Source organism: Roseateles sp. P4_D2, assembly GCF_056401875.1.
The window spans coordinates 104,831-119,887 of sequence record NZ_JBFUIM010000005.1 but is presented as its reverse complement, the minus strand read 5'-3'; the positions used below and the strand labels follow the sequence as shown (position 1 = coordinate 119,887).

13 protein-coding genes are annotated in these 15,057 nt (G+C 67.2%); 4 read left to right on the top strand and 9 right to left on the bottom strand.

The window, feature by feature from the left end; all coding sequences use genetic code 11:
* Position 1: 1 nt before the first annotated feature.
* The 3 genes from AC1DW0_RS10635 to AC1DW0_RS10625 form a co-directional block, all read right to left on the bottom strand.
* A complete protein-coding gene (locus tag AC1DW0_RS10635; RefSeq protein ID WP_457442401.1) occupies positions 2 to 1,447 on the bottom strand; it encodes an esterase-like activity of phytase family protein in 1,446 nt (481 codons plus the stop codon).
* A gap of 82 nt (positions 1,448 to 1,529) precedes the next feature.
* Positions 1,530 to 1,964, bottom strand: a complete 435-nt coding sequence (locus AC1DW0_RS10630) for an organic hydroperoxide resistance protein (RefSeq protein ID WP_056202145.1) — start codon at positions 1,962 to 1,964, stop codon at positions 1,530 to 1,532.
* A 31-nt stretch (positions 1,965 to 1,995) separates the two neighbouring features.
* On the bottom strand, positions 1,996 to 2,481 hold the full coding sequence (locus AC1DW0_RS10625; RefSeq protein ID WP_457352767.1) for a MarR family winged helix-turn-helix transcriptional regulator: 486 nt from the start codon (positions 2,479 to 2,481) through the stop codon (positions 1,996 to 1,998).
* Between the two features lie 121 nt (positions 2,482 to 2,602).
* On the opposite strand from AC1DW0_RS10625, the gene AC1DW0_RS10620 reads away from it, so the two are divergent.
* The gene (locus AC1DW0_RS10620) at positions 2,603 to 2,965 is read left to right on the top strand and encodes a DUF1304 domain-containing protein (protein WP_056202148.1); all 363 of its coding nucleotides are present in this window, start codon (positions 2,603 to 2,605) and stop codon (positions 2,963 to 2,965) included.
* Here the strand turns inward: AC1DW0_RS10620 and AC1DW0_RS10615 are convergent.
* The 5 genes from AC1DW0_RS10615 to dapC form a co-directional block, all read right to left on the bottom strand.
* Positions 2,962 to 4,896 (bottom strand): ATP-binding cassette domain-containing protein, encoded by a 1,935-nt coding sequence (locus AC1DW0_RS10615; protein ID WP_056202151.1) that lies wholly within the window; start codon positions 4,894 to 4,896, stop codon positions 2,962 to 2,964. The genes AC1DW0_RS10620 and AC1DW0_RS10615 overlap by 4 nt on opposite strands.
* Before the next feature lie 76 nt (positions 4,897 to 4,972).
* Positions 4,973 to 5,833 (bottom strand): 50S ribosomal protein L3 N(5)-glutamine methyltransferase, encoded by an 861-nt coding sequence (prmB, locus tag AC1DW0_RS10610; RefSeq protein WP_477945773.1) that lies wholly within the window; start codon positions 5,831 to 5,833, stop codon positions 4,973 to 4,975.
* Complete coding sequence (locus tag AC1DW0_RS10605) at positions 5,830 to 6,999, bottom strand: PilT/PilU family type 4a pilus ATPase (protein WP_235532062.1); 1,170 nt, start codon at positions 6,997 to 6,999, stop codon at positions 5,830 to 5,832. The genes prmB and AC1DW0_RS10605 overlap by 4 nt, the downstream gene beginning before the upstream one ends.
* Positions 7,000 to 7,001: 2 nt before the next feature.
* A complete protein-coding gene (gene dapD, locus AC1DW0_RS10600) occupies positions 7,002 to 7,826 on the bottom strand; it encodes a 2,3,4,5-tetrahydropyridine-2,6-dicarboxylate N-succinyltransferase (protein ID WP_457394597.1) in 825 nt (274 codons plus the stop codon).
* Positions 7,823 to 9,028 carry a succinyldiaminopimelate transaminase gene (gene dapC, locus AC1DW0_RS10595; RefSeq protein WP_477945770.1) on the bottom strand — a complete coding sequence of 402 codons (1,206 nt, stop codon included), beginning with the start codon at positions 9,026 to 9,028 and terminating at the stop codon, positions 7,823 to 7,825. Before dapC ends, dapD begins: the two co-directional genes overlap by 4 nt.
* Positions 9,029 to 9,075: 47 nt before the next feature.
* Between dapC and AC1DW0_RS10590 the strand changes: the two genes are divergently transcribed.
* Positions 9,076 to 9,858, top strand: coding sequence for a substrate-binding periplasmic protein (locus AC1DW0_RS10590; protein ID WP_477945768.1), 783 nt, complete (start codon positions 9,076 to 9,078; stop codon positions 9,856 to 9,858).
* Here the strand turns inward: AC1DW0_RS10590 and queF are convergent, their stop codons facing one another.
* Complete coding sequence (gene queF / locus AC1DW0_RS10585) at positions 9,859 to 10,299, bottom strand: preQ(1) synthase (RefSeq protein ID WP_056202531.1); 441 nt, start codon at positions 10,297 to 10,299, stop codon at positions 9,859 to 9,861.
* 158 nt (positions 10,300 to 10,457) lie between these two features.
* Here queF and smc point away from each other — a divergent pair, with 158 nt between their 5' ends.
* Both smc and AC1DW0_RS10575 read left to right on the top strand, forming a co-directional pair.
* A complete protein-coding gene (gene smc / locus AC1DW0_RS10580; RefSeq protein ID WP_056202165.1) occupies positions 10,458 to 13,973 on the top strand; it encodes a chromosome segregation protein SMC in 3,516 nt (1,171 codons plus the stop codon).
* Positions 13,970 to 15,016: a cell division protein FtsZ gene (locus AC1DW0_RS10575; protein WP_457352760.1), complete on the top strand. Its 1,047-nt coding sequence runs from the start codon at positions 13,970 to 13,972 to the stop codon at positions 15,014 to 15,016. Before smc ends, AC1DW0_RS10575 begins: the two co-directional genes overlap by 4 nt.
* Positions 15,017 to 15,057 lie beyond the last annotated feature (41 nt).

The window sequence follows — 15,057 nt, the reverse complement described above, 5'->3', positions numbered from 1 at the left end:
CTCAGCGGCTGCGGCGCCGGGCCACGAAACCGACCAGGCTCAGGCCGGCCAGCAGCAGGGCATATTGGCTGGGTTCCGGCACGGCCGCGATGGCTTGGTTGGTCAGATTGCCCTCGAAAGCGAAGACGTAGAACTGGTTGCCGTAGGCCGCCGGCGCGCTGCCGCCGTTCGGAATTGCCGTGGCCAGGAAGTCGTTGTCGTTGGCGAGATACAGCGTGTGCATCGTTTTGCCGTTGACGACGACGTCCTCGCCGAAGGCAATGCCTTCGAGCTTGGCCGGTATCAGCGCGTCGGAAATGCCGGCGGCATTGAGAGCGGCCTTGATGTCGAGGAATCGCGTGCCGACTATTGCCGTGCCGGGTTGGGTGCGCAGGTCAGCGATGCCACTGACCTCGGCGGCACCGGTCAGGTCGATCTTGACGAGCTGTTTCACCGCCGCCTTGGAGCCGTCGCCCATGCCCTTGCCGTCGCGCTCCAGCACGATGAGTTCGTGGTCGTTCAGTGCCAGCAACTCGCTGCTGTTGTAGGCCTTGCCGTTGATCTGGTTGTCGAAAGCGAACTGGCTGGTGGCTCCCGTGGCGACGTCGATCTTGACGATGCGGTTGTAGCGGCCGCCGTCGCCGCCGTCCTGGGCCAGCGGGCTCTGCACGAAGCCGAACAGCGTCTTTCCGTCGGGCGAGATGGCCAGGCCCTCCATGCCCTTGTTGGCGACGCGGCCTGCCGTGTTGCCAGAGATCTCGGCGGCGCCGGAAGAGCTGACGTTGCCAACGGCGAAGCTGCTCGGCAGGCTGAAGGTGCGGATGCGCTCGCCCGTCGCGCGGTCGAACTGGTAGACGTAGGGGCCGTACTCGTCGGAGATGAAGACGCTCTTGCCGTCGTTGGAGACGCGGATGCCTTCGGGGTCCAGGCGCGCGTTGGCCGGGTTGGTCGACAGGCCGGCGGCAAAGTTGTCGGAGCGGCCCGAGAAGTAGTTCTTGCTGCCGGCGAGGACTGTGCTGCTGTCCACGATGCCGCTCAGTGTCGCGGCCTTGGGGCCGTAGTTCAACGCTGTGGAACTGGACAGCAGCGTGGTGGCCTGCAGCGTCGGCGTCAGCGCGTAGGGCAGGGCGGAGCCGGCCGCGTTGGCGGTGAGGCTGAGCTGCACCGTCTGGAAGCGGGCGATGAAGGACGTCGTGTTGTCGAGCTGCGGCGCGCCCCAGTCATTGGCGTTCGGACCGCGGTCCGGCAGCGCCAGGAAGGTGTTGCCGCCGGCCCAGGCCAGGCCCGAGCCCATGCCGCCGAGCAGGTTGGCCGCGAGGCCGCTTTCGAGGGAGTAGTTCAGGCCGGAAAGGTCGCTCAGCGAGCCGCTGAGGTTGCCCATGCCGATCAGCACCGGTTCGGCCGCGCGGGATGGAGCGGCGAGGGCCAGCAGGGCGCTGGCGATGGCGGTGGTCAGGAAGAGGCGCATCGCGGGTCTCCGGGTGTGATTGGAAAACCCGCGATGCTGACCGGCGCGCGTGACGCCGGCGTGACGCCCATTTAGACGACGGTTAGACGACAGTCAGCGAGACGTCGACGTTGCCGCGCGTGGCGTTCGAGTAGGGGCAGACCTCGTGGGCGGTGGCGACCAGAGCCTCCAGGGCGGCGCGGTCCATGCCGGGCACGGAGATCTTCATGTCGACCTGGATGCCGAAGGCCCCGGGCTTGTTGGCGTGCGGGCCGATGGCGACGTCGCTGGTGATCGAGACCTCGGCAGGCAGGCTGATCTTCTGCTTGCCGGCGACGGCTTTCATGGCGCCAATGAAGCAGGCGGAATAGCCGGCCGCGAACAGCTGCTCGGGGTTGGTGCCCGGGCCGCCGGCGCCGCCGAGTTCCTTGGGCGTGGACAGCGTCACGTCGATGGCGCCGTCGGACGACTTGGCGGTGCCGGCGCGGCCACCGGTGGCAGTGGCGGTGGCGGTGTAGAGGGCTTTTTCGATGGCCATGGTGGCTCCTTTGGGGTGGTGGGGGAAGAAATCAGGCAGCCGTGTCGGCGGCCCGGTTGAGTTGCTGGCGCAATTGCGTGAGCCGCTGCGTCAGCGCGATGACCTCGTCCAGTTCGCAGGCGCTGGCGCAGGCGAGGTGGCCGGGGATGTCCAGTGCCTGCTCGCGCAGCTTGCGGCCCTGCGGCGTCAGGAAGATGTCGACACGGCGCTCATCGTCGCTGGCGCGGCGGCGCTCGATGTGGCCCAGGGCTTCCAGGCGCTTGAGCAGCGGCGTCAGCGTGCCCGAGTCCAGCGACAGGCGCTGGCCGAGTTGTGAGACGCTGGGGCCTTCGACCTCCCACAACACCAGCATGACGAGGTATTGCGGATAGGTCAGGCCCAGCGGCGCCAGCAGGGGCTTGTAGATGCGGGTCATGGCCAGCGAGCTGCTGTACAGCGCGAAGCAGAGCTGGCGGTCCAGCTGCAGCCATTCGCCGCGGGGATCGGCGTTGGGGGGTGGGGTCTTGCTGCGTGCCATGGCCATTAATGTAGTTCGCAATTCAATTGCGTACAAGTTAAATGGTCTTTCATGCGACACCGGACGCTAGGGCGATCTGAGACGATGCGCCACCCCCAATCACAAAAGACGAGGAGAAACGATGCAGATGGTCGCAATCGTGCTGTCGGCGCTGGTGGCGCTGCTGCACCTGTATTTCCTGGTGCTGGAAATGTTCTTCTGGACCAAGCCGCTGGGCCGCAAGGCCTTCGGGCTGAAGGCGGACTTCGCCGAGCAGACCAAGGCACTGGCGGCCAACCAGGGGCTCTACAACGGCTTTCTCGCCGCAGGCCTGGCCTGGGGCCTGATGCAGGGCGCCGCAGGCGCGGGCAAGCCCTGGCTGGTGTTCTTCCTGGGTTGCGTCGTCGTGGCCGGCGTGTTCGGCGCGGCCACGGCCTCGAAGAAGATCCTTTTCGTGCAGGCGCTGCCAGGCGCGATTGCCCTGGCAGCGGTGCTCGCGATCTAGGCGTTCAGCGCCTCGATCTGCTCACCCAGCTCCAGCCAACGCGCCTCGTCGGCTTCGAGCTGGTCGCTGATCGCCTTCAGGCGCTTGCCCATCTCGGCAATGGCCGAGGCGGCAGCGCCTTCGGCGAGCTGGGCTTCGATGCCGGCGCGCTCAGTGGCGAGAGCATGCATGCGCTTGTCGATCTGCTCCATCTCCTTGCGCAGCGGCCGCGTCTGGTCGGCCAGCTTGGCGCGCGCCTGACCCGAAACCTTGCGGTCCTCGCGCGCGGCAGGCGCAGGCGCAGCTGAAGCCTTGACCACTGGCGCCGGCGCTGCCGCCGACTGCTTCTTGGCCGCACGGGCGGCTTCCTTGCTCTGGTCGAGCAGCCATTTCTGGTAATCGTCCAGGTCACCGTCGAAAGGCTTGACGACGCCGTCGGCCACCAGCCAGAACTCGTCGCAGACCTCGCGCAGCAGCGCGCGGTCGTGGCTGACCAGCATGACGGTGCCCTCGAACTCGTTGAGCGCCATCGACAGCGCCTCGCGGGTGTTCAGGTCCAGGTGGTTGGTGGGTTCGTCCAGCAGCAGCAGGTTGGGGCGTTGCCACACCAGCATGGCCAGCACCAGCCGCGCCTTCTCGCCGCCAGACAGGCTGCCGACGGCCTGGTTGACCATGTCGCCAGTGAAGCGGAACTGGCCGAGGAAGTCGCGCAGTTCCTGCTCGCGGCCGGCTGGGCCGACCTCGCGAGCCAGCCGCACCATGTGCTCCAGCGGGCCTTCGTCCAGGCGCAGCACGTCCAGTTCCTGCTGGGCGAAGTAGCCGATGGACAGGCCCTTGCCCTGCGTTAGCCTGCCCGCCAGCGCTGGCTGGGTACCGGCGATGGTCTTCACCAGCGTCGACTTGCCCTGGCCGTTGGCGCCGAGGATGCCGATGCGCTGTCCGGCCAGCACCGAGCGGTCGATGTCGCGCACGATCGTGGTCGTGCCATAGCCGGCCGACATCTCGTCGAACATCAGCATCGGGTTGGGCAGATTCAGCGGCTCGCGGAACTCGAAATTGAAGTCGGCGGATGCCAACACCGGCGCCAGCCGCTCCATGCGCTCCAGCGCCTTCACGCGGCTCTGCGCCTGCTTGGCCTTGCTGGCCTTGGCCTTGAAGCGGTCGATGAATTTCTGCAAGTGGGCCACGCGGTCCTGCTGCTTGGAGAAGGCGGCCTGCTGCAGCACCATGCGCTCGGCGCGCTGCGTCTCGAAGCTGGTGTAGTTGCCGCCGTAGCGCACGAGCTTGCCTTCGTCCAGATGCAGGGTGACCTTGGTGATGGCGTCGAGGAATTCGCGGTCATGGCTGATGATGATCAGCGTGCCGTCGTAGCGCTGCAGCCAGGCTTCCAGCCAGACCAGGGCGTCCAGGTCCAGGTGGTTGGTCGGCTCGTCCAGCAGCATCAGCTCGGCCGGGCACATCAGCGCGCGGGCCAGCTGCAGGCGCATGCGCCAGCCGCCGGAGAAGCTGTTGACGGGAGCGTCGAGCTGCTCGGTCTTGAAGCCAAGGCCCATCAGCAGCGCCTGGGCGCGCGAACGGGCGTCGAAGGCGCCGACGTCGGCCAGCAGCGCATGCGCATCGGCCATGGCGTGGCCGTCGTTGGCGGCCTCGGCGGCTTCGAGCGCGGCGCGGGCAGCAACCAGCGGCAGGTCGCCTTCGAGCACGTAGTCGGTCGCGCCGTCCTCGGTCTCGGGCATGTTCTGGGCGACCTCGGAACGGCGCCAGTGCTTGGGCACCTCGACCTCGCCCTTGTCGTTGCCCAGGCGGTGCGTCAGCAGCGCAAACAGGCTGGATTTGCCCGCGCCGTTGCGGCCGACCAGGCCGATCTTTTCGCCGGGCTGCAGCGTGGCGGAGGCGTTGTCCAGCACCACCTTGACGCCGCGGCGCAGCGTGATGTCGCGAAGTGTGATCATGTCGCCGCCTGCCGGGCCGCCCCAAAGGCGGCGAAGCCCCCTCGGGGGGCAGTGAGTGAAACGAACGTGGGGGCTGTCATGCGAGAGCCTCCTTCGTGACCAGGAGGACCTGGTCGTCGCCCGCGGAGGTTTCCAGCCAGACGACTTCCAGGGCCGGGAAGGCCGCCTCAAAATTCTCGCGTTCGTTGCCGATCTCGAGTACCAGCACGCCGTCGTCGTTCAACGCCGCGGGCGCAGCGCGCAGCAGCTCGCGGATGAAATCCATGCCGTCGCTGCCGCCGGCCAGCGCCAGTTCGGGCTCGGCGCGGTATTCGGCGGGCAGGGCGGCCATGCTGGTGCTGTTCACGTAGGGCGGGTTGCAGAGGATGAGGTCATAGGTGCCTTCGGCGCCGGCAAGGCCGTCACCCTGCAGCAGGCGCACACGCAGTGCGAGGTTGTGGCGCTCGACGTTCAGCTTCGCCACGGCAAGCGCATCGACGTCGATGTCCAGCGCGTCGACCTCCACTTCCGGCCAGGCCATCGCGGCCAGCACGGCCAGGCTGCCATTGCCGGTGCACAGGTCCAGCACGCGGCGGCTGTCGGGGTGCAACCAGGGGTCGATGCTGGCATCCGCAATCAGCTCGGCGATGAAGCTGCGCGGCACGATGGCGCGCTCGTCGATGGTGAAGGGCACGCCTTGCAGCCAGGCCTCGCCGGTCAGATAGGCAGCGGGCTTGCGCGTTGCAATGCGTTGGTCGACGAGTTCGGTGATGTTGGCCAGTTCGGCCTCATTCAGCTCACGCCCGGCGTGTTCGTCCAGTGCGTCCAGCGGCAGTCCCAGGCGCCACAGCGCCAGCCACGCGGCCTCGTCAAAGGCGGTCGAGGTGCCATGGCCAAAAAACACGCCCGCCTGGTCAAGGCGGGCGGCTTGGGTTTCGATACAGGTGATCAGTTTCAAGAGCCGCGGACGTCCAATGTGATTTCTGTAAAGCTGGCGTCGTCGCCGGCCTTTTCTTCTTTGCGCGGCGCCGTGACCAGGCGTTGGCCCGGCGCTTCGTTCTGCAGCCGCCAGAGCAGGTTGGTCGGCGAGTCAGCGAACGCCAGGCCTTCCTCTCGGGTGATGGTGCCTTCGGTGATGAGCTTGGCGAAATGCTCTTCGTAGGTCTGCGAACCCTCGGCGATGGACTTTTCCATCGCCTCCTTCACGCCGGCGAAATCGCCCTGCTCGATGAGCTCGGACGTCAGCTTGGTGTTGAAAAGGATCTCGACGACGGGCACGCGCCCGCCCGTCGTGGCGCGCACGAGGCGCTGCGACACGATGGCCTTGAGGCCTGCCGCCAGGTCGTTCAGCAACGCCGGGCGGGACTCGGGCGTATAGAAGGACAGGATGCGGTTCAGCGCGTGGTAGGTGTTGTTGCCGTGCAGCGTGGCCAGCACCAGGTGGCCGGACAGTGCATAGCTGATGGCCGCCGTCATGGTGTCGCGGTCGCGGATTTCACCGATCAGGATGCAGTCGGGCGCCTGACGCAGTGCGTTCTTCAGCGCGATCTGCAGCGACGCCGTGTCGCGGCCGATCTCGCGCTGGTTGACGACCGAGCGCTTGTTGCTGAACAGGTATTCGATCGGATCCTCGATGGTGAGGATGTGCCCGGTCATCGTCTGGTTGCGCATCTCCAGCATGGAGGCCAGCGTGGTGCTCTTGCCGGTGCCGGTGGCGCCCACCATCAGGATGAGGCCGCGCTTTTCCTTGATCATCGTGCCCAGCACGCCCGGTAGCTGCAGGCTCTCCAGCGTCGGGATGTCGTGCGGGATGTGGCGGAACACGCCCGCGATCGAGCCGCGCTGGCGAAAGCCCGACAACCGGAAGCTCCCCACGCCACGCACCGACACCGCCATGTTCAGCTCGCCGGTGTTGTCCAGTTCGGCCAGCGATGCCGGGTCGATGACCTCGGCGATGAGCTGGCGCGGCTGGGGCGGCGTCAGCAGCTGGTCTGACAGCTGCACGGTCTGGCCATTGATCCGGATCAGCACCGGCATGTTGGCTGACAGATAGCAGTCCGAAGCACCCTTGTCGGCCATCAGCCGCAGGATGCGTTCCATGTTGCCGGCGCCGGGGCTGCTCATGATCAGGCCCGCAGCAGTTCGTTGATGCTGGTCTTGGAGCGCGTTTGCGCGTCGACCCGCTTGACGATGATGGCCGCGTACAGCGAGTAGCGGCCGCCATCCTTGGGCAGGCTGCCCGAGATGACGACGGAGCCGGCCGGGATGCGGCCGTAGCTGACGGTGTCGGTCGCGCGGTCGTAGATCGGCGTGCTCTGGCCGATGTAGACGCCCATCGAGATCACCGAGTTCTCCTCGACGATGACGCCTTCGACGACCTCGGAGCGGGCGCCGATGAAGCAGTTGTCCTCGATGATGGTCGGGTTGGCCTGCAGCGGCTCCAGCACGCCGCCGATGCCGACGCCGCCGCTCAGGTGCACGTTCTTGCCGATCTGCGCGCAGGAGCCGACGGTGGCCCAGGTATCGACCATGGCGCCTTCATCCACGTAGGCGCCGATGTTCACGTAGCTGGGCATCAGCACGACGTTCTTCGCCTGGAAACTGCCGCGGCGCGCGACGGCCGGCGGCACGATGCGCACGCCGCTGGCGCGCAGCTGCTCGTCGCTCCAGCCCGCGTACTTGGTGGGCACCTTGTCGAAGAAGGTCAACTCCTTGTCGCCCATGATGCGGTTGTCGTTCAGCCGGAAGGACAGCAGGACCGCCTTCTTGACCCACTGGTGCACCGTCCACTGGCCAACGCTCTCGCGGGTGGCCACGCGCAGGCGGCCTGCATCCAGCTCGGCGATGACGTGCTCGACGGCCTGGCGCAACTCGGGCGCGTTGGTGGGGTCCAGCGCCGCGCGGTTGTCCCAGGCGAGGTCGATCAGGCTTTGCAGTTCAGCGGTGTTCATGGGAGAGATTTCGTGAAGGAGACGATGCGGCGGGCGGCTTCGAGGCATTCGGCCTCGTCGGCCACGAGAGCCAGGCGGATACGCCCGGCGCCAGGGTTGCTGCCATTGGCTTCGCGCGCCAGCAGGCTGCCCGGCAGGACGGCGAGATTGTATTGAGCGAGCAGCTCCTGGGCGAAGCGCACGTCGTTACCGCCTGGAACAGCCGCCCAGAGGTAGAAGCCGGCATCGGGCAGGGCCACGTCCAGAACGTCAGCCAGCAGGGGCGTGACTTCGGCGAACTTGTAGCGGTAGCGAGCCCGGTTTTCGACCACATGGGCCTCGTCGCCCCAGGCCGCGATGCTGGCCGCCTGCACGATGGGGCTCATGGCGCTGCCGTGATAGGTGCGGTAGAGCAGGAACTTCTTCAGCAGGGCCGCGTCGCCGGCCACGAAACCCGAGCGCAGGCCCGGTACGTTGGAGCGCTTGGACAGGGACGTGAAGGCGATCAGGTTGCGGAAGTCGGGGCGGCCCAGCCTGGCAGCGGCCTCAAGGCCTCCCAGGGGCGCCTCGTCACGGAAATAGATCTCCGAATAGCACTCGTCCGACGCGATGACGAAGCCGTGGCGATCGCTCAATTCGAACAGGGCCTGCCATTCCGACAGCGGCATCACCGCGCCGCTCGGGTTGCCCGGCGAGCAGACATAGAGCAGCTGGGTGCGCGCCCAGGTCGCGTCATCGATCTGGCGCCAGTCGACGGCGAAGTTGCGCGTCGGATCGGAATTGGCGTAGGCCACCTCGGCACCGGCCAGCAACGCGGCCCCTTCGTAGATTTGATAGAAGGGATTGGGGCAGACGACGGTGGCGCCGGGTCGGCTCGAGTCGACGACGGTCTGGGCGATGGCAAACAGCGCCTCGCGGGAGCCATTGACGGGCAGAACCTGCGTGGCCGGGTCCAGCGTCAAACCGTAGCGACGCGCGATCCAGCCAACGATGGCCTCGCGCAGGGCCGGCGTGCCGGCAGTGGCCGGGTAGCCCGCCAGGCTCTTCATCGAGTTGCTGATGGCCTCCGCGATCAGGGCCGGTGCGGCATGGCGCGGTTCGCCGATGCCCAGCGAGATGGGCGCGAGGTCGGGATTGGGCGTGATGCCGGCGGTCAGCTCGCGCAGGCGCTCGAAAGGATAGGGGTGCAGCCGGTCGAGCCGCGGATTGACGGGAAAACTCATGCAGGCATGATAGGGCGCGGCCCGTGATCTGCAGCCTGGGGAGGCATGTGACGAAACGCTGTTGGCTGGTCTGCGCGCTGCTTGCCGCAAATGGCGCAGCCCTGGGCCAGGCAGCCTGCCAGAAGGTCGTCGTGACGGCCGATCCCGAGTACCCGCCCTATGCCTGGTATGACGGCCAGACGCTGCGGGGCGCCAGCGTCGATGTGGTGCTGGCCGTGCTGCAAGCGATCAAGCTGCCCTATGAACTGCGCTATGTCGGGCCGTTCGTGCGCGTGCTGCAGAACGCGCGCGTCGGCGAGGTGGATATCGTCACCGAACTCAAGCGCAATGCCGAGCGCGAGCAATACCTGGCCTTCGCCGACACGCCCATCTTCACCAACCCTTCGTCGGTGTTTGTGCGAGCCGGGCAAAACCTGAAGTTCACCAAACGCGAAGACCTGCGCGGGTTGCGCGGCGGCGTCACGCATGGCACGCGGTTCGGTGACGGGCTGGACGAGTACATCGAGGCCAATCTCAATGTCGAGGCAGGGCCGGGCATCAAGGAGAACTTCCTGAAGCTCGACGCCGGCCGCATCGACTACTTCATTTCGCCACATTACCCGGCACTGTCCCATCTGATCACCAGCGGCAACGAGGGCAAGTACGTTGCGCTCAAGCCCTATGCGGCTGAGGCGCTGAACTATGTGGGCTGGTCACGCCGAAGCGCCTGCCTGGGGCGGCTGCAGGAGTTCGATGCCATGCTCAAGCGCTATCTGTCCACCTTGAACGCCGGCCGCATCGTCGATGACAACCAGGACGCGTGGCGGCGCAACCCCATCATGAAACGCTGATCAGCCCAGCATCCCCGACTCAAACCCATGGGCCGGCAGGTCCACGCGCTGCGCGGGCGTCCAGCCGGGCTTGCGGTGCTCGGCCACCACGTTGGTGTAGATGCCGCCGCGCACATACCACTTGGCCGTGATGCGGATGAAACGCGGGTCGGTGACCTTGATGATGTCGTCGAGGATGGTGTTGGTGACCTTCTCGTGGAAGGCGCCCTCGTTGCGGTAGCTCCAGAAGTACATCTTCAGGCTCTTGAGCTCCACGCAGAGTTCGTCCGCAATCATGTCGATCGTGAAGTGGGCGAAATCGGGCTGGCCGGTCAGCGGGCAATGGCAGGTGAACTCGGGCACCTGGAACTGGATGACGTAGTCGCGTTCCGGGTTCGGATTCGGAAAGACCAGGATGTCCTTGCTGGGCTTGGTGGGCGGGTTCTTGGGCACCTCGCGCATCTTGGGTTTCTTCTTGGCGGCGGGGGCGGAGGCGGACTTCTTGGTAGCCATGATGCAGGGTCAATCAGAGAGGGTGCGAATGCTATCATCCGACCCCGTTGAAGCGCCCCTGAAAGGCGCTTTTCTTTAGCCAAATCAAGGGCTTACGCGCAAGCTTCATGCGGCTGAACTCGATCAAGCTGGCCGGCTTCAAATCCTTTGCTGAACCCACGACCTTCCAGTTGCCCGGGCAACTTGTCGGCGTCGTCGGGCCCAATGGCTGCGGCAAGTCCAACATCATGGACGCGGTGCGCTGGGTGCTCGGAGAGAGCAAGGCGAGTGAGTTGCGTGGCGAGTCCATGCAGGACGTCATCTTCAACGGCTCGGGCAACCGCAAGCCCGCGGGGCGCTCCAGCGTGGAGCTGGTGTTCGACAACCAATCCGCCCGCGCCGGCGGCCCGTGGAACCAGTTCACCGAGATCGCCGTCAAGCGCGTGCTGACGCGTGACGGCACCAGCAGCTACTTCATCAACAACCAGCCGGTGCGCCGCCGCGACGTGCAGGACGTCTTCCTGGGCACGGGCCTGGGGCCGCGCGCCTACGCCATCATCGGCCAGGGCACCATCTCGCGCATCATCGAGAGCAAGCCGGAAGAGCTGCGCCTGTTCCTGGAAGAAGCGGCCGGCGTGTCCAAGTACAAGGAACGCCGCCGCGAGACCGAGAACCGGCTCAAGGACACCCGCGAGAACCTGACCCGCGTCGACGACATCCTGCGCGAGCTGAACGCGAATCTGGAGAAGCTGGAACGCCAGGCCGAGGTCGCGGCGAGCTATCGCAGCCTGCAGGACAGCGGCACGCTGAAGCTGCATCAACTGTGGTTCCTGAAGCTGCGCGACGCCGGCAACGAGGCGACGCGCGTCAAGGCGGCACACGCCGAGGCGCTGAATGCGCTGGAGTCGCGCACTGCCGAGCTGCGCGCCGTCGAGGCCACGCTGGAAGAAGTTCGCCAGGCCCACTACGCGGCGGGCGACGAGTTGCACGCGTCACAAGGCCGCTACGCCGAGGCCCAGCTCGAAGTGAGCCGGCTGGAAGAGCGCATCCGCTTTGTCGTCGAGAGCCGCAACCGCGCGCAAGCCCGCCTGACCGAGTTGCACACGCAGGACGGCCAGTGGCGCGAGCGCGTCGAACAGGCCAAGGCCGAGCTGGAAGGCATTGCCGAGCAGATTGCCGGCGCCGACGAACAGAGCGAGATCCTGGCCGCCCAGGCCGAGGAGCAGCAGGCCCAGCTGCCGCAGAGCGAGGACGCCGTGCGTGCCGCCCAGGCCCGAGCCAACGAGCAGCGTGCCCTGGTCGCCCAGGTGCAGCAGCAGATCCAGGTGCTGGCGGCCGAGAGCCGCAGCGTGGACGAGCAGGCGAGGGCGCTGCGCCAGCGCGAGGACAAGCTGACGGCCGAGTCGCGCGCACTGGGTGCTCCCGATCACGAAGCCCTGGAAGCCCTGCGCGAACGCAGTGCTGCAGCCGACGAGGCGCGCGATCTGTCCGACGCTCGCCTGCAGGAGCTGGCCGAGCAGGTGCCGCAACTCGAAGAGCAGCGCCGCAACGCCCAGCAGGACACCAACGCCCAGCTCGCCCGGCAGTCCGACCTGACCGCTCGGCTCGAAGCGCTAAAGGCCCTGCAGGAGAAGGTGCAGACCGAGGGCAAGCTCAAGCCCTGGCTGGCCAAGCATGGCCTTGATGGCTTGCAAGGCCTGTGGACCAAGCTGCACATCGCCCAGGGTTGGGAGAACGCGCTGGAAGCCGCGCTGCGCGAGCGCATGGGCGCCTTGAGCGTCGGCCGGCTGGACACGGTGCGTGCCTTCGAGGCCGACTCGCCGCCAGCTCGCCTGGCTTTTTATTCGACGCCGAGCGGCTCCATCGCCAACACGCACGAGACGCTGCCCAAGCTCAGCGAGTTGCTGCGCCTGAACGACGCGGGCCTGTCCGCGCTGCTGAATGACTGGCTGGAAGGCGTCTACACCGCGCCGACGCTCGATGACGCGCTGGCCGCGCGCGGCAAGCTGACGCACGGCGAGCTGATCCTGACGCCGGCCGGCCACGCCGTTGGCCAGTTTTCGGTCACCTTCTACGCGCCCGACTCCGAGCAGGCCGGCCTGCTGGCACGCGCCCAGGAGATCGAGCAGCTGACGACGGCCCAGCGCGCCCAGAACCTGATCGCCGACGAGGCTCGCCTGTCGCTGAGCCGCATCGAGCACCAGTTCAACGACGCCAATGGACGGTTGACGACGCTGCGCCGCGAGGCCAGTGAGGCGCAGACCCGCGCCCACCAGATCCACGTCGAGCTGCTGCGCCTCTCCCAACAGGCCGAAGCCAGCCAGCAGCGCCGCAGCGTGCTGGATGCCGAGTTGGCCGAGATCGCCGCCCAGCAGGAAGGCCTGCAGGAGCGCCGCGCCGTCGGCGAGGCCCGCTTCGAGGAACTGGACATCCAGCTCGGCGACGCGCAGCAGCGCCACGCGGAGCTCGAAGACGGCACCATCGCCGCCGAGCGCAAGCTGGCTGATGCGCGCGAGCAATTGCGCGCGCTGGAGCGCCGCTCTCAGGAAGCGCGCTTCGCAACCCAGACGCTGGCTGCCCGCCGCGGCGAGCTGCAGCGTGGCATCGAAACTGCAGAGGCGCAGATCGCCACCGTCGCAACCTCGGCCGCCAGCCTGCAAGGCGAGTTGGACACGCTGAACGACGCCGCGGCGCAAGCCGGGCTGCAGGACGCGCTGGCCGTCAAGGTCGAACGCGAGCAGGCCTTGGCCGCCGTGCGCACCAACTACGACGATCTGAGCTTGCGCCTGCGCAAGGCCGACGAGCAGCGCATGGGTTTCGAGCGCAGCCTGGACCCGCTGCGCGAGGCCATCACCAAGCTGCAGCTCGAGGAGCAGGCCGCCCAGCTCGGCGGTGCGCAGTACCGCGAGCAACTCGAAGCGGCGGCCGTCGACCTGGAAGTGCTGGCCAAGTCCATCGAAGACGGCGTCGTCAAGCTCTACGGCCTGCAGGGCGAGATCGATCGCATCAACCGCGAGATCGCGGCCCTGGGCGCCGTCAACCTCGCCGCACTCGACGAGCTGACCACGGCCCGCGAGCGCAAGACCTTCCTCGACTCGCAGTGCGCCGACCTGAACTCGGCCATCAAGACGCTGGAAGACGCGATCCACAAGATCGACCTGGAGACGCGCGACCTGCTGGGCTCGACCTTCAACCAGGTCAACGACCACTTCGGCCGCATGTTCCCCGAGCTGTTCGGTGGCGGCGAGGCGCGCCTCGTGATGACGGGCGACGAGATCCTGGACGCCGGCGTGCAGGTCCTGGCCCAGCCGCCGGGCAAGAAGAACAGCACCATCCACCTGCTGTCGGGCGGCGAAAAGGCGCTGACGGCCATCGCGCTGGTGTTCGCGATCTTCCAGCTCAACCCGGCGCCCTTCTGCCTGCTGGACGAAGTGGACGCACCGCTGGACGACGCCAACACCGAGCGTTATGCGCGCCTCGTCACCAAGATGAGTGCGGGCACGCAATTCCTCTTCATCTCGCACAACAAGATTGCGATGGAAATGGCTGAACAACTGATTGGCGTGACCATGCAGGAGCAGGGTGTGTCGCGCATCGTGGCCGTCGACATGGACAAAGCCCTGGCGATGGCGGAGGCGGCATGAACGTTTCGTTGACCGAACTTCTGGCCATCACGGGCGGCGTGGTGCTGATCGGTGTCGTGGCCCAGGGCGCCTGGGCCGCCCGCAAGGCGGGGCCGAAGCGCGCCGTGCCGTCGTTGGAGGAGCCGCATTTCGACGCGCCGCCCGTGACGGCGGAGGCGACTGCCGAGGCCGAGGCGCTGGAAGCGACGCTGCCCGCTGTGGCCCGCCCGCTGCGCCGGCCGTCGGCGCGGATCGACGCGCTGATTGACGCCATCGCGACCATCACCGTCGAGGCTCCCATCTCTGGCGAAATGGCCCTGCAGCACCAGCCCGGCAGCCGCCGCGCCGGCACCAAGCCGCTGCAAATCGAAGGTCTGAATGCCGCAACCGGCGACTGGGAACTGCCCGCGCCCGGCCAGCGCTACAGCGAATTCCAGGCCGGGCTGAAGATGGCCAACCGCAGCGGCGCCCTCAACGAGATCGAGTACTCGGAGTTCGTGCAGAAGATCCAGGCCTTTGCCGACGGCGTTGGCGGCTTCGTGCAGTTCCCCGACATGCTGGACGTCGTCGCCCGCGCCCGCGAGCTGGATCAGTTCGCGGCCAGCCATGACGCCCAGCTTGCCCTGCTGCTGCGTGCCAAGGCCGCGGCCTGGACGCCAGGCTTTGTGCAGCAGGCCGCGGGTCGCCACGGCTTCGTCGCCGGTGCGCTGCCGGGCCGCCTCGTCATGCCGTCGGCAGAAGAGGGCGCGCCGCCGGTGCTGACGCTGCAGTTCGATGCCCAGGCTGCGCTGGCTGAAGACCCCGAAGCCCTGTCGCTGCGCGAGCTGACGCTGGCGCTGGACGTGCCGCAGACGTCGGCCGATCAGGAGCCGTTCGCGCTCTGGCAGGAGTCGGCCCGCGCACTGGCCCGCGATCTGGAGGCCGAGGTTTGCGACGACCGTGGCCAGGTGCTGGGCCTGCATGCCTTCGCGTCCATCGACGTTGAGCTGAAGAAACTCTACGAAGCTTTGGCGGAGCGTGATCTGGCCGCCGGCTCGCCTGCCGCACGAAGGCTGTTCAGCTGATCGCGTGACATTGGCCGCGCAAACGCCGCGGTCTGACTGAC